23 protein-coding genes, 4 tRNA genes and 2 pseudogenes are annotated in these 20,514 nt (G+C 55.9%); 6 read left to right on the forward strand and 23 right to left on the reverse strand.

Annotated elements, in window-relative coordinates; all coding sequences use genetic code 11:
- Positions 1-432: 432 nt before the first annotated feature.
- Both J3P96_RS19100 and J3P96_RS19105 read right to left on the reverse strand, forming a co-directional pair.
- Entirely contained in the window at positions 433-636 is a 204-nt protein-coding gene (locus tag J3P96_RS19100) for a hypothetical protein (protein ID WP_434652967.1), read from the reverse strand.
- A 124-nt stretch (positions 637-760) separates the two neighbouring features.
- On the reverse strand, positions 761-1,765 hold the full coding sequence (locus J3P96_RS19105; protein WP_434624889.1) for an NAD(P)/FAD-dependent oxidoreductase: 1,005 nt from the start codon (positions 1,763-1,765) through the stop codon (positions 761-763).
- 218 nt (positions 1,766-1,983) lie between these two features.
- On the opposite strand from J3P96_RS19105, the gene pip reads away from it, so the two are divergent.
- Complete coding sequence (pip, locus tag J3P96_RS19110) at positions 1,984-2,964, forward strand: prolyl aminopeptidase (RefSeq protein ID WP_434652969.1); 981 nt, start codon at positions 1,984-1,986, stop codon at positions 2,962-2,964.
- 45 nt (positions 2,965-3,009) lie between these two features.
- Here pip and J3P96_RS19115 read toward each other — a convergent pair whose 3' ends face one another.
- From J3P96_RS19115 to J3P96_RS19135, 5 genes are all read right to left on the reverse strand, one after another.
- Entirely contained in the window at positions 3,010-3,213 is a 204-nt protein-coding gene (locus J3P96_RS19115) for a hypothetical protein (RefSeq protein ID WP_434652971.1), read from the reverse strand.
- A 60-nt stretch (positions 3,214-3,273) separates the two neighbouring features.
- Complete coding sequence (locus tag J3P96_RS19120; RefSeq protein ID WP_434652973.1) at positions 3,274-3,504, reverse strand: hypothetical protein; 231 nt, start codon at positions 3,502-3,504, stop codon at positions 3,274-3,276.
- A 431-nt stretch (positions 3,505-3,935) separates the two neighbouring features.
- The gene (locus J3P96_RS19125) at positions 3,936-4,682 is read right to left on the reverse strand and encodes a hypothetical protein (RefSeq protein ID WP_434652975.1); all 747 of its coding nucleotides are present in this window, start codon (positions 4,680-4,682) and stop codon (positions 3,936-3,938) included.
- Positions 4,683-4,817: 135 nt separating this feature from the next.
- Positions 4,818-5,366 carry a DUF2867 domain-containing protein gene (locus J3P96_RS19130; protein ID WP_434652977.1) on the reverse strand — a complete coding sequence of 183 codons (549 nt, stop codon included), beginning with the start codon at positions 5,364-5,366 and terminating at the stop codon, positions 4,818-4,820.
- 218 nt (positions 5,367-5,584) lie between these two features.
- Entirely contained in the window at positions 5,585-5,797 is a 213-nt protein-coding gene (locus J3P96_RS19135) for a hypothetical protein (RefSeq protein WP_305495793.1), read from the reverse strand.
- A 712-nt stretch (positions 5,798-6,509) separates the two neighbouring features.
- On the opposite strand from J3P96_RS19135, the gene J3P96_RS19140 reads away from it, so the two are divergent.
- Positions 6,510-7,088, forward strand: a complete 579-nt coding sequence (locus J3P96_RS19140; protein WP_434652979.1) for a hypothetical protein — start codon at positions 6,510-6,512, stop codon at positions 7,086-7,088.
- 100 nt (positions 7,089-7,188) lie between these two features.
- Here J3P96_RS19140 and J3P96_RS19145 read toward each other — a convergent pair whose 3' ends face one another.
- From J3P96_RS19145 to J3P96_RS19160, 4 genes are all read right to left on the reverse strand, one after another.
- Positions 7,189-7,704 (reverse strand): hypothetical protein, encoded by a 516-nt coding sequence (locus J3P96_RS19145; RefSeq protein ID WP_434652981.1) that lies wholly within the window; start codon positions 7,702-7,704, stop codon positions 7,189-7,191.
- A gap of 234 nt (positions 7,705-7,938) precedes the next feature.
- On the reverse strand, positions 7,939-8,463 hold the full coding sequence (locus tag J3P96_RS19150) for a hypothetical protein (protein WP_434652983.1): 525 nt from the start codon (positions 8,461-8,463) through the stop codon (positions 7,939-7,941).
- Between the two features lie 156 nt (positions 8,464-8,619).
- Entirely contained in the window at positions 8,620-9,165 is a 546-nt protein-coding gene (locus tag J3P96_RS19155) for a hypothetical protein (protein WP_434652985.1), read from the reverse strand.
- Positions 9,166-9,236: 71 nt separating this feature from the next.
- The gene (locus J3P96_RS19160) at positions 9,237-9,878 is read right to left on the reverse strand and encodes a DUF998 domain-containing protein (protein WP_434652987.1); all 642 of its coding nucleotides are present in this window, start codon (positions 9,876-9,878) and stop codon (positions 9,237-9,239) included.
- Positions 9,879-10,029: 151 nt separating this feature from the next.
- Here J3P96_RS19160 and J3P96_RS19165 point away from each other — a divergent pair, with 151 nt between their 5' ends.
- The 3 genes and pseudogenes from J3P96_RS19165 to J3P96_RS19175 all read left to right on the forward strand — a co-directional run bounded on the left by J3P96_RS19165 (position 10,030) and on the right by J3P96_RS19175 (position 11,262).
- On the forward strand, positions 10,030-10,446 hold the full coding sequence (locus tag J3P96_RS19165) for a c-type cytochrome (RefSeq protein ID WP_434652989.1): 417 nt from the start codon (positions 10,030-10,032) through the stop codon (positions 10,444-10,446).
- 139 nt (positions 10,447-10,585) lie between these two features.
- Positions 10,586-10,759: pseudogene (locus J3P96_RS19170) on the forward strand (DNA-binding protein); the annotation flags it as partial.
- A gap of 234 nt (positions 10,760-10,993) precedes the next feature.
- Positions 10,994-11,262, forward strand: a pseudogene (locus tag J3P96_RS19175) (type II toxin-antitoxin system RelE family toxin).
- Positions 11,263-11,335: 73 nt separating this feature from the next.
- Here the strand turns inward: J3P96_RS19175 and J3P96_RS19180 are convergent.
- From J3P96_RS19180 to J3P96_RS19200, 5 genes are all read right to left on the reverse strand, one after another.
- The gene (locus J3P96_RS19180) at positions 11,336-12,085 is read right to left on the reverse strand and encodes a DUF1828 domain-containing protein (protein ID WP_434652991.1); all 750 of its coding nucleotides are present in this window, start codon (positions 12,083-12,085) and stop codon (positions 11,336-11,338) included.
- A gap of 4 nt (positions 12,086-12,089) precedes the next feature.
- Positions 12,090-12,578 carry a hypothetical protein gene (locus J3P96_RS19185; protein ID WP_434652993.1) on the reverse strand — a complete coding sequence of 163 codons (489 nt, stop codon included), beginning with the start codon at positions 12,576-12,578 and terminating at the stop codon, positions 12,090-12,092.
- A gap of 205 nt (positions 12,579-12,783) precedes the next feature.
- Entirely contained in the window at positions 12,784-12,915 is a 132-nt protein-coding gene (locus tag J3P96_RS19190) for a YHYH domain-containing protein (RefSeq protein ID WP_434652995.1), read from the reverse strand.
- 226 nt (positions 12,916-13,141) lie between these two features.
- Positions 13,142-13,606 (reverse strand): hypothetical protein, encoded by a 465-nt coding sequence (locus tag J3P96_RS19195; RefSeq protein ID WP_434652996.1) that lies wholly within the window; start codon positions 13,604-13,606, stop codon positions 13,142-13,144.
- Between the two features lie 503 nt (positions 13,607-14,109).
- Positions 14,110-14,186 (reverse strand) — tRNA-Val (locus J3P96_RS19200).
- 182 nt (positions 14,187-14,368) lie between these two features.
- Here J3P96_RS19200 and J3P96_RS19205 point away from each other — a divergent pair.
- On the forward strand, positions 14,369-15,652 hold the full coding sequence (locus J3P96_RS19205) for an NAD(P)/FAD-dependent oxidoreductase (protein ID WP_434652998.1): 1,284 nt from the start codon (positions 14,369-14,371) through the stop codon (positions 15,650-15,652).
- Positions 15,653-15,851: 199 nt separating this feature from the next.
- Here the strand turns inward: J3P96_RS19205 and J3P96_RS19210 are convergent.
- From J3P96_RS19210 to J3P96_RS19240, 7 genes are all read right to left on the reverse strand, one after another.
- Positions 15,852-15,928, reverse strand: a tRNA-Asp gene (locus J3P96_RS19210).
- 89 nt (positions 15,929-16,017) lie between these two features.
- Positions 16,018-16,094: transfer RNA gene (locus J3P96_RS19215), tRNA-Asp, on the reverse strand.
- Between the two features lie 58 nt (positions 16,095-16,152).
- A tRNA-Val gene (locus tag J3P96_RS19220) sits at positions 16,153-16,228 on the reverse strand.
- A 103-nt stretch (positions 16,229-16,331) separates the two neighbouring features.
- Entirely contained in the window at positions 16,332-17,105 is a 774-nt protein-coding gene (locus J3P96_RS19225; RefSeq protein ID WP_305495812.1) for an SDR family oxidoreductase, read from the reverse strand.
- Positions 17,102-18,313, reverse strand: coding sequence for an O-succinylhomoserine sulfhydrylase (locus J3P96_RS19230; RefSeq protein ID WP_434653000.1), 1,212 nt, complete (start codon positions 18,311-18,313; stop codon positions 17,102-17,104). Before J3P96_RS19230 ends, J3P96_RS19225 begins: the two co-directional genes overlap by 4 nt.
- Positions 18,314-18,370: 57 nt before the next feature.
- The gene (gene purF, locus J3P96_RS19235; RefSeq protein WP_434569205.1) at positions 18,371-19,876 is read right to left on the reverse strand and encodes an amidophosphoribosyltransferase; all 1,506 of its coding nucleotides are present in this window, start codon (positions 19,874-19,876) and stop codon (positions 18,371-18,373) included.
- Positions 19,877-19,917: 41 nt separating this feature from the next.
- On the reverse strand, positions 19,918-20,478 hold the full coding sequence (locus J3P96_RS19240) for a CvpA family protein (protein WP_039593931.1): 561 nt from the start codon (positions 20,476-20,478) through the stop codon (positions 19,918-19,920).
- Positions 20,479-20,514: the final 36 nt, after the last annotated feature.

Consider the following 20,514-nt stretch of genomic DNA (forward strand, 5'->3'; position numbering starts at 1 on the left):
TAACAGCGATGACTATCGAAGCAGAGACACTCGTACAACTGACCGAAGCACTTCAGAAGCGTGGGATGGTGCTGGTATCCGACGTGGCGTTTATCCGAGCGCCTTACAGGGAGGATCATCATTGGATTTGCATGGTGGAATAATCGGCAAGTTGTGCTGGCGGCGCTGATAACGTTTGCGCCGCCAGCCTCCGTCTAACGGGGTGTAAATCCGCACCGAGGCAGTGCGCAATTCCCGAGGCCGATCACGAAGAGCCCGGTGGAATACCATCTTTGTTGAAGTCCTTCAAACGCTCACGCTCCTGCTCGGTGGAGTGGGCGGGCGTGTCGTCCTTGGGTTGTTCTTTTTTCTTCTCGTCGGTCATGGGTTTGCCCTCTCGTTGATAACAGGTTGGGCACATCAGGGCGCTGGCAGTTCAATCAATACGTGGTTCTACGGTACGTCGTCCCGCACGTTCCCCAGCCTCAATTCTCGCAGGCCGCTGTTGCCCATGAATCGAATCACGACACCCTCCCCCCGCGTCAAGGCAAGCACATGGTCGATCAACTCACCTTGGCTGTCAGCCTGCAGGATCGGTTTGTAGCCATGGGATTTATAAAGTGTCCAATGGTCGTTTTCGAATTCGATCCTGTACACATCCACTGCCAGGCGCTCCGATTGTGTCGTCGGTAGATACGCCAAGGTGCGTCAGTGTTCCGGTTGGCTGTCGAGTGGAACCGACGAGATTCCCAGCGACCAAGTAGCGCCGCCTGGTGCAAGCTCAAGCCGAATCGAAAGGCATCTTCTTGTCACGCGCTCGATCCCATAAACGCACTTCCAGGCTGTTATGCACCGCCGTCGCACATATTGCCGCCTGGCCGGTAGCGACACTGATCTGCTTGAGCGAATTGACCACGTCTCCAACCGCATACAGACCTTCTACGCAGGTGCGCTGGTGCGGGTCGACGACCAGCGCACCTTGCTCGTCGGTTTCGGCACCGAGTTGCACCGCGAGTTCGGAGCATATTTGCGAACCCAGACACGGATACACAATGTCGAAGCAGAGGCTTTCGCCCTTGCACGTTTCAACCTGGACTTGATCGCTGCCAGCCTCTATATGCTCGACACGATCGGCTACCAAGCAAATACCGGCATGCCTCGCTACCGCAACGGCTTCTTCGCAAGCCTGGCTATCTCCATGAATCAATACCGTTACCCGGTCAGTGAAGTTTCGCAAAAACAATCCATGATTGATCGCACAGCTCGCCTCGCCATAAACCGCGACGTTATCGCCGTTGACTTCGTAACCATCACAGATAGCGCAAAGTCGGATCACCGATTGCGCAACCGCATCGTAAGGCCGCTCCATGTGTGGCAGCGTGTCGACGATTCCGGTCGCCAGCACCACGCGACGCGCAACCAGTTCACGGCCGTTGAGTTGCGCAACAAAACCTGCACGGTGCTTGAGCAGGCGCTTGACCCTCCCTGATTCGATGATCGCGCCGTAACGCAACGCCTGCTCTCGCAGCCGGGCGAGCAAGTCCGTGCCGGAAATGCCCGGTGGAAAACCCGGATAGTTATGGGAACGTGGAATGAGACTCGCACGGCTGCGCCCACCGTCGGCGACCAGGACCTGCCGGTGGAAACGACTCAGGTAAACGGCTGCGGTCAATCCAGCGGGGCCGGCGCCGATGACCAAGCAATCAAGATCAACGTCCCCACCCTCAGTGGAAGCTGATTCTGGCCGAGCGAACAGCTCTTCATATTCATCAGGCTCCAGTGGCATCGCCGGTTCCTCGTGCTTGCGGTGTTCTTAGCAATGACTGCCAGCTGAGCGACAAAGATTGCCTGGCCCGACAAACGGCCATTTATCCGGCGTAATCAACGGCTTATGCGCCTTCCGTTTGTCCTGTGCGCCAACGCCGCGTGTGAACTTGCGGCAGGCGGCTCTTTCCGAAACTGAAAGAGACCTTGCTGGACAACACATACATCAGGAGCCGCCCAATGGATGCCCCCCGCCAGATTACCTACAGCCAATTTCCCCCTATCGAGCAGCCTCGGCGCAGTGGCATGCTGCCCGTCGACGATCTGCATACGCTTTATTGGGAAGAAAGCGGCAACCCCGACGGCGTACCGGTGATTTACCTCCACGGCGGACCCGGCGAAGGCGCTCCGCCGACCAAACGACAGTTCTGGGATCCCGATCATTACCGCATCGTACTGTTCGATCAGCGCGGCGCCCTTCGCTCGACACCCTTGGCGGAACTGCGCGACAACACTACCCAAGCGCTGGTCAACGACATCGAGGCGTTAAGGGAGCATCTGGAAATCGATCGTTGGCTGATCACCGGTGGCTCGTGGGGCACCACCTTGGCGTTGGCCTACGGCGAGACGTATCCGCAACGCTGCCTTGGTTTCATCCTGCGAGGGGTATTCCTGGGCACAGCCGACGAGATCGACTGGTTCATCCACGGCATGCGGCGCTTCTTTCCCCGCGCTCATGAAGACTTCGTGAATTTCATTCCCGAAGCCGAACGCCACGACCTCTTGAAAGCCTATCTGGACCGCATGACCGGTGACGACGAGCACCTACGCGTGGAAGCCATCCGCTGCTGGGTGCGCTACTCCGCCAGTTGTTCGCTGTTGCGGCATGACCCTGACGGCGTCGAAGAACAAGCGTCAGACGATCAGACCAGCACTGGCATGGGATGCCTGGATGCCTGGTACTTCAAGAACCAGCTATTCTTGGAGGAAGATCAGCTCATCCGAGACATCGCGTCGATTGCCCATCTGCCGTGCAGGATCATCCAGGGCGGGCATGACATGATTGCTACGCCAAATTCGGCCTTTCGCCTGCATAAAGCGTGGCCAGGCTCGGTGCTGACCGTGATCAATGATGCCGGGCATTCACCTTCGGAAACCGGGATTGTCAGTGCTTTGATCGAGGCGACGGAGCAGTTCAAGGTGGGTGGGAAATTCGGTTAGGAGCAACGCACAACAAACCAGAAGGCCCAGCACCAACGCCGGGCTTCAGTGAAGCACCCTGCGACTCTCCCCGATCCTTATGCGATCAAGCGCACGGTTTAACGCATCCAGCGCCTTTAACAGCGCCTCGGCTTCAGCTTCCCGGCCATCACCCCACAGGCGCTCAGCCATTTTGTTGAGTGCCAGAATTGATCGCTCGATTTCGGCAGCACTCGCTGTCGTTTTGTCATCCGACTGTTTCTTTGGCATTACCTTGGCGCTTTTTAAGTTGATCGGGTCTTTGCGATGAATCGCCAGGCAGCGCCACGCTCAAGCCCAGATGGCCGTCTCGGTATTGATCTCCGCGACAGACGTAGCGTTGAACTGCCGCTGGCGGTGCAGATCATCGCGCATTTTCGGATAATCGAACTTCCTGGCCCCCAGCTCTTTCAGAACAAGGCCTGAAATCTTGTAGGTGCCGCAGTCAGCGCAGTTGACGAGCTCACCACCTTGGTTCCCTTCGGACTGTTGTGCTTCCAGCCCGCATAGATAACATTTCATACCTGATCTCCTGTTAGCCAATGCTTAGAAGATCGTCTGGTAAAGGGTGAAGTTTCAATGGCTTGATCGCCTGCAACCATGACTGCAGGATCCCGGACCCTCCAATCTGCTTCCGGGGGCGCCTATGGACAGGTAACAGCCTCGTTAGACTGCCGCTTGGTCCACAAGGTACGACCGTTGATTGCACTCTTGAACCATGCCTCGGTAACCGCATAGCATTTGCCCTCCCAAGTCTCGACAAACGTCCTTGGATAACCCTCAGGCTCATTTCCACCCAGACGCATCCAGTTTGGATCTGGCGAGGTGACTGTCCTATAAGGCATGCAGGCTGCCAGTACTACCAGCAAGAATGCCAAGACTAGCGTTTTCATATGAATCCCAGTCAATTGGAAGGCGTGTGTTGCACACCGCGCTCTTGAGATTTACCGCGGCTAGAAACGCGGGGTATAGACGGAGGGGATGTTTTCCCAACGTGAGCTACGACGAGGAGCTTGTGCGAGTGACGCAGTACAACCCACCTTGATCGGCGGAAAGCGGAAAGCCAGGGACAGACCGTAATAGGAATTCACCTGTAACCGGACCGTCGCGTAATTGTTGTATGGCCGCGTTTGCCTGGTCCTTGCATCTGTTGCCCATAAGCTCATTGGCGCAAGTGATGATGAGGAGACAGCGACAGACCTCGATTTGAACTCATGATCGTTTTCTAACTCACTGCGACGCCAACCTGGTGATGCTCGCTCCCTGCGGGCTCGGCTCGTGAAGAAGGCACGGAAACGTCGGAAAGGGTTTGAATCGGACATGGCCATCTCTATCCGTTCCTGCGCCATCTCGTTCTTCGCCTGGGCGATTTGCCTTGCCAGGTTTATCGCGGTGTTTTTGAACTCCCGGTGAAGCGCCTGCTCCTCGGTCTCGTTTCCAAGTGGCTTAACCTTCATCTCGGAAAATGTGAACAGCGTTCTGTCACCGAGCACGTAAAACGTGCCGCGAATTTTTTGTATATTGCCCTGAAAGGTAAAGTCCATCGAACAGAACGCATGTTCGTCCATGTTTATGTAGTAGAGCGGCTCACCCTGCAGGTTTCGAACGGTTCCGTCCTGGTGAATCCTGCCCAAAGGCGCCCCATCGTTGCCGTTGCCTTTGAAGACCAAGTAGCGGCCGTTCATGTAGTTGTACGGCATTAACGGTTCCAGTTTGCCCATTCTCTGCACACACCCATGCTCCTTTCCCGCAACGCTATCAGGTCAGGAGCACCGATGCCCACTATCTTCTAACGGCTGCGTGTCTAACTGGCGAAGTGCCCGTTGGAAACTGATCTACGCGGGGACACTGCGCTCTGAGGCGCAGGTAGCCAGAGGCCAACCGACGCGCGCTGCACGGAGCAAGCTGGCCCTGACAACCAAGCGATGAAACGGGGCGATAACGAAGATATAGGCCCGGCCAAGACGGTTGTGGCACTGAACCACGGTTGAAAACACCAGTTGGCGATTGCCTTCTGGCTCCGCCTCTTCAGAACACAGGATCGATATCCGAAAGTCGAGGTGCTTGTCGTCCTCTCCCAACACGATTTCAGTCTGGTTTGTACTGTAGACCTTGAAGACGCCAACCCGATTGGCAAGCGATGCCAGATGTCTGGCTGTCTTGAGTCCAAAACAGGCAACGATAGTGTCCCGGACTGCCAGGAGCCATCCGATCCAGGAGGGCTGGTGTGAAAGAATGAATCGAGCTAGCAAATCCGGATCGCTGGATGTGCCCGCAGGGAGCCGAATCGCAAAAGCGTCCACCAGGTTCATCGGGTTGTAAAGATGGGTAATGCCGGACCTTGAGGGGACTGGCACGGACTTAATGAGCTCAAATTCTCGCATCGGGGATCCTTCCTTAGTTTCCAGCCACGAATTGGACGACCTGCCGTGTCGATAAAGGCAAGATAGAGCTATGGCTGCCCACTGGTAGACCATAGAGCAACGTCGCACTTAGCTTGTTAACGTTCGCTGGTGTTCGCAGCATATCAGTCAGCTGCGCACCATACGCAGTCTGTATGGCGCGAAATGTCGAGCGAAGTAACCGGTGAGGAACCTGACTCTTAGGGTAGAGGCGGATCCGACACGAAACCCGTCGGAATATTGAGAAAGGAATGCCAAGCATCTACAGCGTCGTGATGCCGCTGGGCAGCGTCCTCCCAAAAAGGACCGGATACCTCTTTCGCAGAGACCAGCATCATCATCTTTATCGTCGCGGCGTCCAGCTCTTTGAGAAGCTCATGGGATGTAGCCCTGAATTCTTCGAACGACGTCATTGCATCTGCCTCGGGCGGTGTTCACCGCCATTGAGAAATAGATATTCCTCGATGAATGGAGTCCCGCGAGCGGCGGTAATTCCGAACGGCCGGACCGCCGGTAAATTCATTTCGAGGCGATGTTCAAAACCCGCGGACTTGGCTTGCGAAGAAGACCAGGAAAAACGATGGTTGCTACCTCGCTGAGAACATCTCACGGTGCACTCATCTGAAGGATAGTTCCTACATATCAGAAACAACGAAAACCTATACTGACGTATTCGACGCCAGAAGCGGAACACCGCGTAACATTTGCTAACGCTTGAATCAATGATACCTATTGAAGTTCTTTAACAACTTCCCAGATCATGAATTGCAAAAAAAAACCAGCCAACCAAAAAGCAAGGATCAGCCATGAAGGTATTTTTCTACGCTTCGTTCAACGACGAAGGGAATAGAACTCACTTGGTTCGCACGGCCGAAACACCCTTCGAGAGCCTCCCTGACAATATTCAGGCAATCTATAAGAAGACTGAAGATCAAGAGATAGACATCAATCCAGATAATCTGTCAAGTCACTGGTGGTTATGCAAGGAGCTCGTTGACAACCTTTGCACGAAAGGCTGGGACGCGTGCGTTTGGGCGCGAGTTAACAGCTACGCCTGAATAAAACCTCCCGCAGACGTTTGGCCTGCCATATTGACCGGCCCAAAACCAACAAAAGGATTCGTTAGTGACTTCAGTTTATAAGCGCGTGGTGACTTATCGCTGCCTTGGAACTATTTACCATCAAGGCTTGGCATTTGGTGAAGCAGGGCGAAAGCTAATTGACTCGAAGCAGAGTAATCTGTTCGTGCCAGGAATGATCAATATCTGTCTTGCCACGGAAATTTTTTTAAAGTCAATCAACGCAACGATGACTTATGTTCTCGATGAAGAGGACGAACTGCCTGGCGGAATTGCGATATCCCAAGGACGTGATGAATCTCTCAAAATCGCACCTGGCGGACAAGGACATCATCTCAGCAAACTATACGAAAATCTGCCAGACGAAGCTAAAGAGTCAATCAAGGCATTCGCCATCAATGAAGGATACAGTGGCGATATCGCTTACGGACTACGGCAATATGACAAGGCTTTCGTAGAGTGGCGTTATATCTACGAGAAAAATGATCCTGGCGCCTTAGGCACGCATCCCCTCTTCCCGATTTGCAATGCCATCGACGCCTACTGCCGAGGGAATATCGAGAAGGCATTTGGGGCAGTTGACGAAAAGCTCGAAGAGTCTCATCCGGATTTCGAGGCCAGGTAATCTGCAAAGAAAGCCCCAGCGCAATCCGCTAGGGCTTTCTTCCGACATCAGTGCTGCCGCGAGTTCTAAAGAAATTATCTTCTGGTGTGACGCTTCGTGTTTAGCACATGAAAAGAACATTGCACCGGCTGCACCAGCCTTCAGCTGCGCTCCGGCTCATCGGGAAACGGAAGAGAGGATGATTTGTATCGGCAACCGTCAAAACCAGTGTGAATTTTATGAACCTACGCCGAATTTCGTCGGCTGGAACGCTCATGCCTGCCCCATCGACTATTTGAAGAACGCCGCCCGATACCCTGCTGTCAATCTGCTGCCACTCGAACTGCCAGCCTGTTACCCACGTGAAGTCTCGAATTTGATAGTCGCCGGTGACACTTTGGCATTGAGCGAGTTTCTTGTTGGACAGGTCAAAGACAAAAAACAGGGAGTTTGGATAGCCGAGCATCCGAGCACCGTCCAGGCTCAGACCTTCTTTCAGGTTGATGGATGTCACAAGTGCTTGTGCTCGTCGCTTACGCCATATCAAGTACCCTATGGCGAGACAAAAGATAGAAAAAGAAGCCACGAAGAGCTGACGCCCTTCGACTGTAAGCTTATCGGGCGAAAACCGTATCATGCCCCACACAAGTCCTATCGTTACCAGCCCCGATAACCAAGCGGCGGGGATCACTATCTTGTTAGCGAGGCTAACTCCGAGCGTCCTCAAGCAGCTTTCCATGACTGTATCCAATATCACTTAAAGAAGAACTCGCAGGTTATCACTCATAGAGCGCCAACTCATAGGGCTTGGCCCGCAATGCGCGGTTACGTGCCTCAACAGGGCTTCGTTTGCTTGGTTGCGGCGGGTACCTCACCGTTGGCCGGCTAATTTCTTCAGTCTTCCAGAGCCATCATCCACGTATGCAAATAAGCCCAGAAACGCGGCGAGCTCGCTGGCGAGCTGTTTCTGTTGGTTGACTTTTTTTCCGACGACACGGCGAGCAATTAACAAACGCCCGTTTTCATACTCAACATAAATACTGTAGGAATTGCTAAAAACAGCCAGGTGGCCGTCGGGTTTGAGCACTATTCGAAGCGGTGTGCGTTTCGTTAGTTGATACCATCCGAGAAAAGCCACACCAGACGACTGCACGGCCAGTGGGGCGCGCTCGCTGATATCTCTGCCCAGTTGATATACCCACCACATCACAACCAGGCTTGCGAGGATGATGCCCGGCCATTCCCTCCCCGGTAACGACAGGCCGGTCGATAAGCTGATACAAAAGATCGCCGTGATCGCCCAAGGTGTCTGGCGAAGCAGCGGGACAAAAAATAAACGACCAATGCCGATCTTCGGCCGGATGATGAAAACTTCGTTGGAGCCAAGTGGTGTCATCCGTAATCTCTGCCGAAGCCTGAAGGAAAAGATAGGTAAAGGGGGCAAATTTATTTTCCAGCCAACTGCCAGTTCTAAGCGAATCCATTCTATAAGAACTCTCAAATGCCGGAACAAAAATAAATCGGTCCCTTTTTTCTTGCTTCTAAGGCCGCACTACTTGGCTTTTGCGCTCTTGATGTCGCTTATGATTCTCTGGGAAATAGCCTCAACCTGCTCCTTGGTCATGGCCGACATGACGCCTTCCCAGGCGGACGAAGAAGTGTCGTACGTCCGGGTGCCGATCAGGCGGCCTGATTTCAAATCCGAGTAATCTGCGCTGGAATTGACCCATGCATTCCCCACCATGACCCCTGCGCCGTAGCGGGCACGTGGAGTGAGGTAACGGAAATTGCTCACGTTGATCTTGATGCCGACGCCGTCGCTGCCCCCAAAACTTGATGTTTGCCCCTCCGCAAGACTGTAGCCCGCGCGACTCGCTTCGACTTGCAGGGCATCGCGCCATTCTTGCTTCAAGCGAGGCCAGTCTTCGTTCTGTTGAACCTTGCTGTTTCCCTGGAAGTTGACCACCAGGTTTGGCTTGGCTGAATCCTGGATAACCAGTGTTTCAGTCCCGCTGCTTTTCACGGAAGCAGCGCATCCGCTCAACATCAAAAGTGCAACAGCACAGGACAGCGCAATTGAAAGCTTGGAGTTGTTCATTGATTTCTCTATCCAAAAGTCGGTGAGATGCAGGTAAGTATCCGCCGGGGCGGATAGGTTATGGCCGTCCCTTAAGGGACGCTTGCCGGGGTCACTTCAGCACGAAGAGCGATCCATGCCAAGGCGGCGATCCACAAGACGCATACGCCATAATTAAGCCGTTGATACAGACCAAATCCATGCCCTTCGGCGAATGCCTTGGACATCATCGCTAATGTCACGACAGCCAGGATTACGCAAAGCATCGAGAACCTTCCGAATCCAGGTGACGACAGTAACCGTTTACCGAGAAAACCCCACAACACAATGGCCAGCGCCAGGGAGACGAACATGATCAACCCCGCCAGGTTATGAGCCTGCTGAGAGGTCGAAGGAAGTACCGGAGCACATCCCTGATCACAAGAAAAATAGCCTGCAGCGAAGCTCGCCAGGCCGTGGAGCACTATCAAAACGGCGCTGAACAGGGCGAGGCGCGATCCCCCGAAGTTGCGTATCAAACCTATCGCGAACAGTACGAACAGCACGCCCAGCGGAAAGTTATTCACCCAGGCGGAATAACCGTGCGTGGGAGCCCCTACCGCGCCCAACACACTCATCGCCTGGTCTAGATGGCTATAACCCGGATAGCCCAGCGACGTCAGCGCCACACCCGCGAACAACCAAAGAGGAATCAACAGCCCCATTCCCAGCAGTATCCGGTCAATGGTTTTCAAATACGACACTCCCTTTTTATGGCAATAGACCGCTCCGTTTCCTACGAAGCGCCTTCATGCTAGCGGGCGTCTGGCATGGGGGGTATCTATTTTTGCAAGCTACCGGGTAGATGCGTCACCCTGTGGCCCCTTCGAACCATGGACGGTCATTATGAGCAAACGCTTGCCGAACACTTTTTCGCCTATTACGAAAATGTTGTACATCGCTGCGCTAGGAATCTTATCGCTCATCCAGCCTCCGTCTTCCTTTGCGGATAACGCCAACGGCAAGACTCTCTATTTGCAGAGGTGTGCCATGTGCCATGGAACAGACCTCAAGGCAACGGGACCACTGGCTAGAAAAAGCAACCGCCCCACACCAGACCTCACGACGTCTGCCTTTAAAAAGCGACTGAGTGATTATCCGGGCGTAATTGTGTCATCGATAATCCTTCGCCCGAATGGCGACTTGATTCCAAAGACGTTGCGAGAGAATGGAGTACGGTTACCGCCACATGCTTGGAGCGTTATGGATCTGCGCGATTTGAATCTGTATATGAGCGGCGTGATTGCGAGAATCGGTGATTGAAACAAGCAGCAGGCTTGAGCGCCGACCGGGGGGAGATTGCTGTTTTGGGTCCGCTTGTATCCGGCCCGCATCACAAACCGTAGCCGGCCCCCTCCCCGTCCTGTTCGGCGAGCGAGAAATTGGCAAAGGAGATTTGAACATGAGTCAAAACCTGACGACATTTGATATGGCTGCGCTGCTCGATAGCGATGAGGCAGCCGTTGAATATCTTTCTCAAGTGTTGGCTGATGGTGACAGCGAGGAATTTGGTTATGTAGCCAAGGCGAGGGACATAGCGCAGATTGTTGAAGACAGGTGCCTAGGGCGAGAGAGCTTTGGAAGGCCCAAGTCGGAAGAGCCCGGCAATCAGGCCAGCATCATGTAGATTTTGCAGCCATACATTCGTCGGAGGGACGGGCGACAGATAAGTCGCCCGTTTCATCTATTCGTCAACTGCGCTCGCAATCGTCGCCCAATCACATCCATGACATCACACCCATCACGCATGACGAGGTCACCAATTTACAAAAAATCAGTCAGCATCACCGTGTCTGATGCTGATGTAGGAGTGAAACGCGATTTTTCCAAGGCCGTTGAGTACAGAGTTGAGTGGGATCCGAAGGCTCTGAACGAACTGCGGAAGCTCGACGGCACCATCCGCCTCCAGTTCTTTCGAAAGCTCCAAGAACGGCAGGCCGGGCCACGGAGCCAGGAGATGCGCTTCACGGGAAGAAGGATTGCTACAAGATCAAATTGCGCGGCGCCGGCTACCGACTCGTGTACCGCGTTGAGGATGGACGGATTGGCGTTCTGGTGCTGGCTGTTGGCAAGCGATAACGAAGCGGCGTCTGCGATTCGGCCAAGAATCGGTAGGCAGATACAAGCAGCCCGGCGCTGGGCCGGGCTGGAGTCAGTGAACGGCGGAACTGTAATGCGCCTGGAAGTCACTGAACAATATTGTTGGGGACAGCCCGCCAAGAACATTGATTTCGTCCTCGGCTTTTTGTTTCTTGTCCCGATCATCAACTATGAACAATACATCAACTGGCTCTTCGGATTTATTGATAATCACAGCCTTCCTGAGTCGAGCATTGATTGACTGTTGCACCGGAGCGACAGCATCAACGTATGTATCTCCCCACAAGAAGTCGAAGGTGACATCAACCTTACCTACCCTGAGAGCAGCATTTCTGAGCAGCTTCCTTTCCGGGTCTTTGGCCCGAAGCAGCATTTCAACTTCCTCAGTCAACGAGAAGTCAGTATCTCCCTCAAAAAACCTGTCTTCCTCCCAGGTAGCAATCGCAGCCATAAGCCGAAGAATCTTCGCTCCCCAAATATCGAGAGCATCTTCGGGAAAAACGCATTCAAAGGCGCCTGCGCTGGTCAATTCAAAACCGTGGCGAATGCCAAGATTCTCGAGACCTTTCCAGTTTCTCTTGTCGCCGAGAGCGTAGCCAAGCGAGCGAAGCGCGAAAATCGTTATTCCGTCATCGGTAAACTCAATATGGTTTCCGCGCTTAATAAGATAGAAATCGAGAGGTTTTCCGCCTGGCAAGGTTATAGGCGTGCTTATGTAGGTAGCTGGTCCACTACCTACATTAACGGTCCGGCAATGCCATCCCGATTTTGAGAAAAAATCTCCGCATCCAATGCTGCACATACCCTCACCCAAATAGATCATCCTCGAAAGGAGCCGATATTGAACGACCACTGCTGCTCACAATTCTAGCGTGTCGCACGAATCGCTCAACCCACCGGCGCTCGGTGGCACCACTGATGGACGACCGGACCTTTTTCGTCACTTGAGCCAAACGCTCGTCACCAAGATGAAGGTGAGCCCCGAACATGTCCATTCCTTTTTCTCTATGGGATCGCTCATGCTCTGGCCAAACCTCAAGCATGAAAACGCGGCGCTTTTCCTTGCCCTCCCGGTACATAAGCCCATAACTAACCCGCTCGCCCATCCTCCCAGGCTGAAACTCGCCCTTGAAGTACAGATGCGGAATGGTAACGCGACGATCATCCAGCAGCATGCTGGTAGCTTCAAGCCATCCGCTGTGGGAGGGCTTTTCGGACCACTCCACATCTTCCGATAGAAATTTTATCCGCTGGCACCACTGGCGACAGTCGTCTAGCCAGGTGTCTTTGTGCATTGCCACTCCTTGATGTTGTTGGCGTACTCAGCCTCACCCGCACAGTCAATCCCGCCTTCGCCTCTCTCCATCCCCTAGTTTATGGTCGACCGCAACGTCAGATCTATGCTAGACCGCTTGAATAGGGGCGATCCTCTTGAAGGCCGAGACGCAGCCTCCTGATTCGGCCCGGTCAACGGCCCCTGGCTCAGGAGTCCTACGGCGATCAGTGGCAGTGACGTGTTCCAACTTTCTTGTCGTTATGACAGCCCTGGCTGTCCGTACGGCCACCGTGAGCGATTGCAGAAACAGAGGCGACTGCGAGAACTGCGGCCAGTACAAGGGTGATGATTTTCATAGTCCACTTCCTGTGATGGTTTCCTTTGACAGATGCGCAGAATTTAGCACCATTAATTTGCCACTACGAGCATGAATGTAGCCTCTCTCGTTCGGCCTAGAGAAAGTGATCCCCCTTAACGTTTATCAGCGATGCGCCTGTTTGAGGCGCTGATATTCATGTTCGTCTACGTCGCGTTAACCGTTGCCTGGTTTGGCTTTGCCGGCGGAAAATCGGGGATAGACCGCTAATCGGACCGTATCACTATCGTGGTCGGTCCTCGTTTTCCCTCAAACGGTAAATCCTTGATTATTTGGTCTAGTGCTAAAGGATGGGCTGCGAGTGCAAACTCAATATCAACCCGCAACTCAGGATGGATTTCGACCCGAATAGCTTCGACTTGATCGATCAGACGCTGTGTGTTGCGAGCCGTCAGATCTTTCAGGCCGTCCAAGTCGACATCACCTTCGATGACATTCGGAACAATCGTGCGCTGTCGTATCAGGGAATCATTAATTGCCGCGACCGAGCGCGCCTTCGCTACAGCTCGAAGCAGCGTATTGAAGTCTTTTTCGTGCCCGACCGGAGTGCCGACTTCAAGAAGTTTCTTCTCTGCGAACCTCAGGTTGTCTGCGATCAAGCCAAAAAGATGGTTTTCCAAATGGCGTTCTGGAAAGTCCTTCTCACACAAAATTCTAGTGTATTTACTCATGTCGGCTTCGAGCTTGCTCAGTTCACCAACAACATTTCCACAAGATCCTGCACGTTCGCCTGGGTCCGCTTCGCTGCTGCTTGGCTGGCGCTACTTCCGCAAATGCCATTTGATCAGTCATGACCAAGCATGCCGCAACCATAGTCATAGCGATGATCGGCCCCGACCAAGAGCCTTTGCTTTGGGCTGCTTCTGTCATAACGTCACCAAATCTACCGAATTGCTCAAATGCTATACAGCGAAATCAAGGCTCAAATGGCACCGAGCAGTTGGTATTTAATGCCAGCGATACGCCTAATCCACCGGCTTACCAAACTCTTTCTTCAACACATTCAGAGCGTAACGGGATAAAAAATTTATGGCGAGGGCCCTGGGGCCAGATGAGTGCCTTTGTAGAGATTTTCAGAAACCTCCTACGTCGCAGCTTTAAAAAACCCCAGACGCAAAAAAGGGCCCACCTTTCGGTGAGCCCTTCTAGACCGCCCAGCAGAGCGGATTTTGTTTGGTAGGCGCGATTGGACTCGAACCAACGACCCCCACCATGTCAAGGTGGTGCTCTAACCAACTGAGCTACGTGCCTGCTGTGAGGCGGCATTCTACGGAATTCCAAAAGGGTGTCAACACCTTTTTTTCACCTAACCCTATGAATATGCAAAATATTTAATTGCGCCAACGCGACGAAGATTTGCGCCGGCTGGCGGCGGATTTTTATCTCGGGTAGGATCGGCGCATTCGTAAAAAATATAAAACAGAGGTTCCAGAATGGCGAACACATCCTACCCAGCGTCCTATTACGCCGCATCGGCGAATCCGGCGCCGTCGCGCCCTGCCCTGCAGGACGACGTCGAAACCGATGTCTGCGTCATCGGTGCGGGTTATACGGGGTTGTCTTCTGCATTGTTTCTGCTGGAGCATGGCTTCAAGGTCACGGTTGTCGAGGCGGCCAGGGTCGGCTTTGGCGCCTCGGGTCGTAACGGCGGGCAGATCGTCAACAGCTATAGCCGCGACATTGATGTGATCGAACGCAGTGTCGGCCCTCAGCAGGCGCAGTTACTGGGCAACATGGCGTTCGAGGGTGGCCGGATCATTCGTGAGCGGGTGGCGAAGTATCAGATTCAGTGTGATCTGAAGGACGGCGGTGTGTTCGCCGCTCTCACCGCCAAGCAGATGGGCCATCTGGAGTCGCAGAAGCGTTTATGGGAGCGTTTCGGGCATACCCAGCTGGAACTGCTGGATCAGCGGCGTATCCGCGAGGTGGTGGCTTGCGACGAGTATGTCGGCGGGATGCTGGACATGAGCGGCGGGCATATTCATCCGCTCAACCTGGCCTTGGGCGAAGCGGCGGCGGTCGAGTCGCTGGGCGGGGTGATTTATGAACAGTCGCCGGCGGTGCGCATCGAGCGCGGCGCCAGTCCGGTTGTGCATACCCCGCAGGGCAAGGTCAGGGCCAAGTTCATTATCGTGGCGGGTAATGCTTACCTGGGCAATCTGGTGCCTGAGCTGGCGGCCAAGTCCATGCCTTGCGGTACGCAGGTGGTTGCCACCGAGCCGCTGGGCGATGAGCTGGCTCAACGTCTGCTGCCCCAGGATTATTGCGTCGAAGACTGCAACTACTTGCTCGATTACTACCGGCTGACAGGCGACAAGCGTCTGATCTTCGGTGGCGGCGTGGTGTACGGCGCGCGGGATCCGGCGAATATCGAAGCGATCATCCGGCCGAAGATGCTCAAGGCGTTTCCGCAGCTCAAGGATGTGAAGATCGATTACGCCTGGACCGGAAATTTCCTGCTGACACTGTCGCGTCTTCCGCAGGTCGGACGGCTGGGGGATAACATTTATTATTCCCAGGGCTGCAGTGGCCATGGCGTGACGTATACGCATCTGGCGGGCAAGGTCCTGGCCGAGGCACTGCGAGGTCAGGCGGAGCGTTTTGATGCGTTTGCGGACCTGCCTCACTACCCGTTCCCGGGCGGGCAGTTGTTGCGTACGCCGTTTGCGGCGATGGGGGCCTGGTATTACGGGTTGCGGGATCGGTTGGGGTTCTGAGGCGAGTTCGACATTTCACCGAAGGGCTGCTTTGCAGCCCAGCGGGAGCAAGCTCCCTCGCCACAGGGGCTTGTTCCAATCTTCAAATCCCAGAAACAAAAAACCCCGGTCTTTCGACCAGGGTCTTTGCTATCGATTGGAAGAAGCTTTTCAGCTTTCTTCTTAGCTTCAAGGCGTTCAGTGGGCCTCGAAGCAGATATGGCGCAGCGGACGGGACTCGAACCCGCGACCCCCGGCGTGACAGGCCGGTATTCTAACCGACTGAACTACCGCTGCGTATCGCTGTGGACTTGCGTCCAGTTAACTCGTCTGATCAAAACCCGAAGGCTTGGATCTCGAACCAGGTGAACCTGCTTCGGAAAATATGGCGCAGCGGACGGGACTCGAACCCGCGACCCCCGGCGTGACAGGCCGGTATTCTAACCGACTGAACTACCGCTGCGCGTCGGTGGAGGCTTTTGACAGCTTCCATCTTGCTTTCGCAAGACTCTCAAGAAACATGGTGGGTGATGACGGGATCGAACCGCCGACATTCTGCTTGTAAGGCAGACGCTCTCCCGGCTGAGCTAATCACCCTTTGCTGCGTTGAGGCCGCGAAATTTACGCAGGTACCGATGCTAAGTCAATAGCAGCGTTGAAGTTTTTTTAAAAACAGTTCAAACAACGCGCGGGCAGCCTTTCACTCGTAGATCATTTTCTTGGTCATGCCACCGTCCACGACAAACTCCTGCCCGGTAACAAAACCGGCGTTGCGCGACAACAGCCACGCCACCATCGCCGCCACGTCCTCCACCGTGCCTACCCTGCCCGCCGGATGCTGGGCATGATCGGCGTCGGTCAACGGCTGCGCACGACGTTGCGAGGGGTCTCGCGCATCGATCCAGCCGGGGCTGACGGCGTTGACGCGGATCTCCGGCCCAAGGCTGATCGCCAGGGCATGGGTCAGCGCCAGCAGGCCACCCTTGCTCGCCGCATAAGCCTCGGTGTCGGGCTCCGATTGCGCGGCGCGGGTCGAGGCCAGGTTGACGATGGCGCCGTTATGGGCACGCAGGTAAGGCGCGCAATGCTTGGCCAACAGCATCGGCCCGCCCAGGTTCACCGCCAGGACCCGGTTCCAGTGAGCCAGGTCGAGGCTTTCCAGGGTGATGTTGTGCGGGTCGGCAATGGCCGCGTTGCACACCAGCGCGTCGAGCCGGCCGAACTGCCCGAGCACTTCGGCGATGCCGGTGGCGACCTGCCCTTCATCCGCCACGTCCATGCCGATGAACCAGGCATTGTCGCCCAGGGCCTTCGCCACTCTGGAGCCGCGCTGGCGGTCCAGGTCGGTCAAGACGACCTGCCAACCTTCGCAGATCAGCCAGGCGGCAATGCCCAGGCCGATCCCCCGTGCCGCACCCGTTACCAAGGCAACCCGGCCATGAGTACCGCTCGGCGGCGTTGCCAGCTCGATCACAAGGCCGCCAACCCGCGGGCCAGGTCGGCTTGCAGGTCCGCTACGTCTTCCAGGCCGACCGCGACGCGGATCAGGCTGTCACGGATGCCCGCTGCTTCACGCTCTTGCGGCGAGAGACGCCCGTGAGAGGTGGTGCTTGGGTGCGTGATGGTGGTCTTGCTGTCACCCAGGTTCGCGGTGATGGAAATCAACCGGGTGGCATCGATGAAGCGCCAGGCGCCCTCTTTGCCGCCCTTGACTTCGAAACTCACCACCGCGCCAAAACCACGCTGCTGACGCGCCGCCAGCTCATGTTGCGGATGACTCTTGAGGCCGGCGTAATGGACTTTCTCGATGCCGTCCTGCTGTGCCAGCCACTCGGCCAGGACCTGAGCGTTGGCACAATGCGCTTTCATCCGCAGGCCGAGGGTTTCCAGGCCCTTGAGGAAGATCCAGGCGTTGAACGGGCTGAGGGTCGGCCCGGCGGTGCGCAGGAAACCCACCACTTCTTTCATCTGCTCGCCACGACCGGCAACAACGCCACCCATGCAACGACCCTGACCGTCGATGAACTTGGTGGCCGAATGCACCACCACGTCCGCACCCAGCTTGAGCGGCTGTTGCAGCGCCGGCGTGCAGAAGCAGTTGTCGACCACCAGCATGGCGCCTTTGGCGTGGGCTATTTCCGCCAACGCGGCGATATCCACCAGCTCGGCGAGCGGGTTGGACGGCGATTCGACGAACAACAGTTTGGTGTTGGCCTTGATTGCCGCATCCCAACCCGACAAATCCGCCAGCGGCACGTAGTCGACTTCGACACCGAAGCGCTTGAAGTACTTTTCAAACAGGCTGATGGTCGAGCCGAAGACGCTGCGCGACACCAGTACATGATCACCAGCGCTGCACAGGCTCATGACCACGGCCATGATCGCGGCCATGCCGGTGGCGGTGGCAACCGCTTGCTCGGCGCCTTCCAGGGCGGCGATGCGCTCCTCGAAAGCCCGCACGGTGGGATTGGTATAACGCGAATAGACGTTGCCCGGCACTTCACCGGCAAATCGCGCCGCGGCGTCGGCAGCGGTGCGGAAGACGTAGCTGGAGGTGAAGAACATCGGATCGCCATGCTCGGCTTCCGGTGTACGGTGCTGGCCCGCGCGAACCGCCAGGGTATCGAACGCTACACCCTCAAGGTCGCTGTCCAGCCGACCGGCATCCCAATCCTGACTCATGCTGCCACTCCTTCTATCGCTTGAACGCAAACCGGCCCCTCGGGGCCGGTTCGTTACTCAGTTGTTGTACAGATCGATGATCGCGCTGACCGCCTGGGTCTTGGCTTTGGACGCATCGTTACGGGCGTTCTCGATCCGGTTCAGATAGACCTCGTCGATATCGCCGGTAACGTACTTGCCGTCGAATACCGCGCAATCGAACTGCTCGATCTTGATCTTGCCACCACCGACCGCTTCGATCAGGTCCGGCAGGTCCTGGTAGATCAACCAGTCGGCGCCGATCAGGTCGGCCACTTCCTGGGTCGTGCGGTTATGAGCGATCAGCTCGTGGGCACTCGGCATGTCGATGCCGTAGACGTTCGGGTAACGCACGGCCGGGGCCGCGGAGCAGAAATACACGTTCTTGGCGCCGGCTTCGCGGGCCATCTGGATGATCTGCTTGCAGGTAGTGCCGCGCACGATGGAGTCGTCCACCAGCATCACGTTCTTGCCGCGAAATTCCAGCTCGATGGCGTTGAGCTTCTGGCGTACGGATTTTTTCCGCGCGGCCTGGCCCGGCATGATGAAGGTGCGGCCGATGTAGCGGTTCTTCACGAAGCCTTCGCGGAACTTCACGCCCAGGTGGTTGGCCAGTTCCAGGGCCGCGGTGCGACTGGTATCCGGGATCGGGATGACCACGTCGATGTCGTGGTCCGGACGCTCGCGCAGGATCTTGTCGGCCAGTTTCTCGCCCATGCGCAGGCGCGCCTTGTAGACCGAGATACCGTCGATGATCGAGTCCGGACGCGCCAGGTAGACGTGTTCGAAGATGCACGGGGTCAGGCTCGGGTTGGTCGCGCACTGGCGGGTGAAAAGCTTGCCGTCTTCAGTGATGTAGACCGCTTCGCCCGGTGCCAGGTCGCGAATCAGAGTGAAGCCCAGCACGTCCAGGGACACGCTCTCGGAGGCGATCATGTACTCGACGCCTTCGTCGGTGTGGCGCTGGCCGAACACGATCGGACGGATGCCATGGGGGTCGCGGAAACCGACGATGCCGTAGCCGGTGATCATCGCCACTACCGAGTAGCCGCCGACACAACGGTTATGCACGTCGGTTACGGCGGCGAACACGTCTTCTTCGGTTGGCTGCAGCTTGCCGCGCTGGGCCAGCTCGTGGGCGAACACGTTGAGCATCACTTCCGAGTCGGAACTGGTGTTGACGTGACGCAGATCGGATTCGTAGATTTCCTTGGCCAACTGCTCGACGTTGGTCAGGTTGCCGTTGTGCGCCAGGGTGATGCCGTACGGCGAGTTGACGTAGAACGGCTGGGCCTCGGCCGAGGTCGAGCTGCCCGCTGTCGGGTAGCGCACATGGCCGATACCCATGTGGCCGACCAGGCGCTGCATGTGACGCTGATGGAACACGTCACGCACCAGGCCATTGTCCTTGCGCAGGAACAACCGGCCGTCATGGCTGGTCACGATACCGGCAGCGTCCTGGCCGCGGTGCTGGAGCACGGTTAGCGCGTCATACAGCGCCTGATTGACGTTCGACTTACCGACGATACCGACGATGCCACACATGCGACGCAACCCCTACTTAATGGATCTGAACTGAACAACACTCACTGCGGCGTTTTGGCCATCGGCAAGAGTTGTTCCTTGAACGGTATTTCAGCGGGTACGCTGATACCGCTGGCAAGCCACTGACTGCTCCAACCCAGGATCAGGTTCTTGGACCAGTCTGCGACCAATAGAAATTGTGGCACGAGCCGGGACTCCTGCCACCACGTATCCTGCTGTACCGGCCCCAGGCTCAACAGCCCGACGGCCACGACCACCAGCAACGCGCCACGCGCCGCACCGAAGGCCATGCCCAGGAACCGGTCCGTCCCGGAAAGCCCGGTGACGCGAATCAGTTCGCCGATCAGATAATTGATCATTGCGCCAACCAGCAAGGTGGCGATAAACAAGATGGCACAGCCCGCGATGACGCGGGCCGACGGTGTTTCGATGTATCCGGCGAGGTACTGGGACAGCGAGCCACCAAACATCCAGGCCACGACTCCCGCAATGATCCAGGTCAGCAGCGAGAGCGCTTCCTTGACGAAGCCGCGACTCAGACTGATCAATGCAGAGATGGCGACGATTGCAACAATCGCCCAGTCAACCCAGGTAAATGGCACGGTGCAGCCTACAGACGGATAAGGCGGCGCATTTTA

This window comes from Pseudomonas sp. R3-56 (assembly GCF_051132075.1).
In the GTDB taxonomy this organism is placed as follows: domain Bacteria; phylum Pseudomonadota; class Gammaproteobacteria; order Pseudomonadales; family Pseudomonadaceae; genus Aquipseudomonas.

Coding starts and splice junctions, on each gene's coding strand:
- J3P96_RS19125 (WP_434652975.1), bottom strand. CDS start 4,682: ATGCCGTACAACTACATGAACGGCCGCTACTTGGTCTTCAAAGGCAAC.
- pip (WP_434652969.1), top strand. CDS start 1,984: ATGGATGCCCCCCGCCAGATTACCTACAGCCAATTTCCCCCTATCGAG.
- J3P96_RS19165 (WP_434652989.1), top strand. CDS start 10,030: ATGAGCAAACGCTTGCCGAACACTTTTTCGCCTATTACGAAAATGTTG.
- J3P96_RS19145 (WP_434652981.1), bottom strand. CDS start 7,704: ATGATACGGTTTTCGCCCGATAAGCTTACAGTCGAAGGGCGTCAGCTC.
- J3P96_RS19115 (WP_434652971.1), bottom strand. CDS start 3,213: ATGCCAAAGAAACAGTCGGATGACAAAACGACAGCGAGTGCTGCCGAA.
- J3P96_RS19205 (WP_434652998.1), top strand. CDS start 14,369: ATGGCGAACACATCCTACCCAGCGTCCTATTACGCCGCATCGGCGAAT.
- J3P96_RS19150 (WP_434652983.1), bottom strand. CDS start 8,463: ATGACACCACTTGGCTCCAACGAAGTTTTCATCATCCGGCCGAAGATC.
- J3P96_RS19180 (WP_434652991.1), bottom strand. CDS start 12,085: ATGTGCAGCATTGGATGCGGAGATTTTTTCTCAAAATCGGGATGGCAT.
- J3P96_RS19190 (WP_434652995.1), bottom strand. CDS start 12,915: ATGAAAATCATCACCCTTGTACTGGCCGCAGTTCTCGCAGTCGCCTCT.
- J3P96_RS19185 (WP_434652993.1), bottom strand. CDS start 12,578: ATGCACAAAGACACCTGGCTAGACGACTGTCGCCAGTGGTGCCAGCGG.
- J3P96_RS19155 (WP_434652985.1), bottom strand. CDS start 9,165: ATGAACAACTCCAAGCTTTCAATTGCGCTGTCCTGTGCTGTTGCACTT.
- J3P96_RS19135 (WP_305495793.1), bottom strand. CDS start 5,797: ATGACGTCGTTCGAAGAATTCAGGGCTACATCCCATGAGCTTCTCAAA.
- J3P96_RS19120 (WP_434652973.1), bottom strand. CDS start 3,504: ATGAAATGTTATCTATGCGGGCTGGAAGCACAACAGTCCGAAGGGAAC.
- J3P96_RS19105 (WP_434624889.1), bottom strand. CDS start 1,765: ATGCCACTGGAGCCTGATGAATATGAAGAGCTGTTCGCTCGGCCAGAA.
- J3P96_RS19230 (WP_434653000.1), bottom strand. CDS start 18,313: ATGAGTCAGGATTGGGATGCCGGTCGGCTGGACAGCGACCTTGAGGGT.
- J3P96_RS19195 (WP_434652996.1), bottom strand. CDS start 13,606: ATGAGTAAATACACTAGAATTTTGTGTGAGAAGGACTTTCCAGAACGC.
- J3P96_RS19130 (WP_434652977.1), bottom strand. CDS start 5,366: ATGCGAGAATTTGAGCTCATTAAGTCCGTGCCAGTCCCCTCAAGGTCC.
- purF (WP_434569205.1), bottom strand. CDS start 19,876: ATGTGTGGCATCGTCGGTATCGTCGGTAAGTCGAACGTCAATCAGGCG.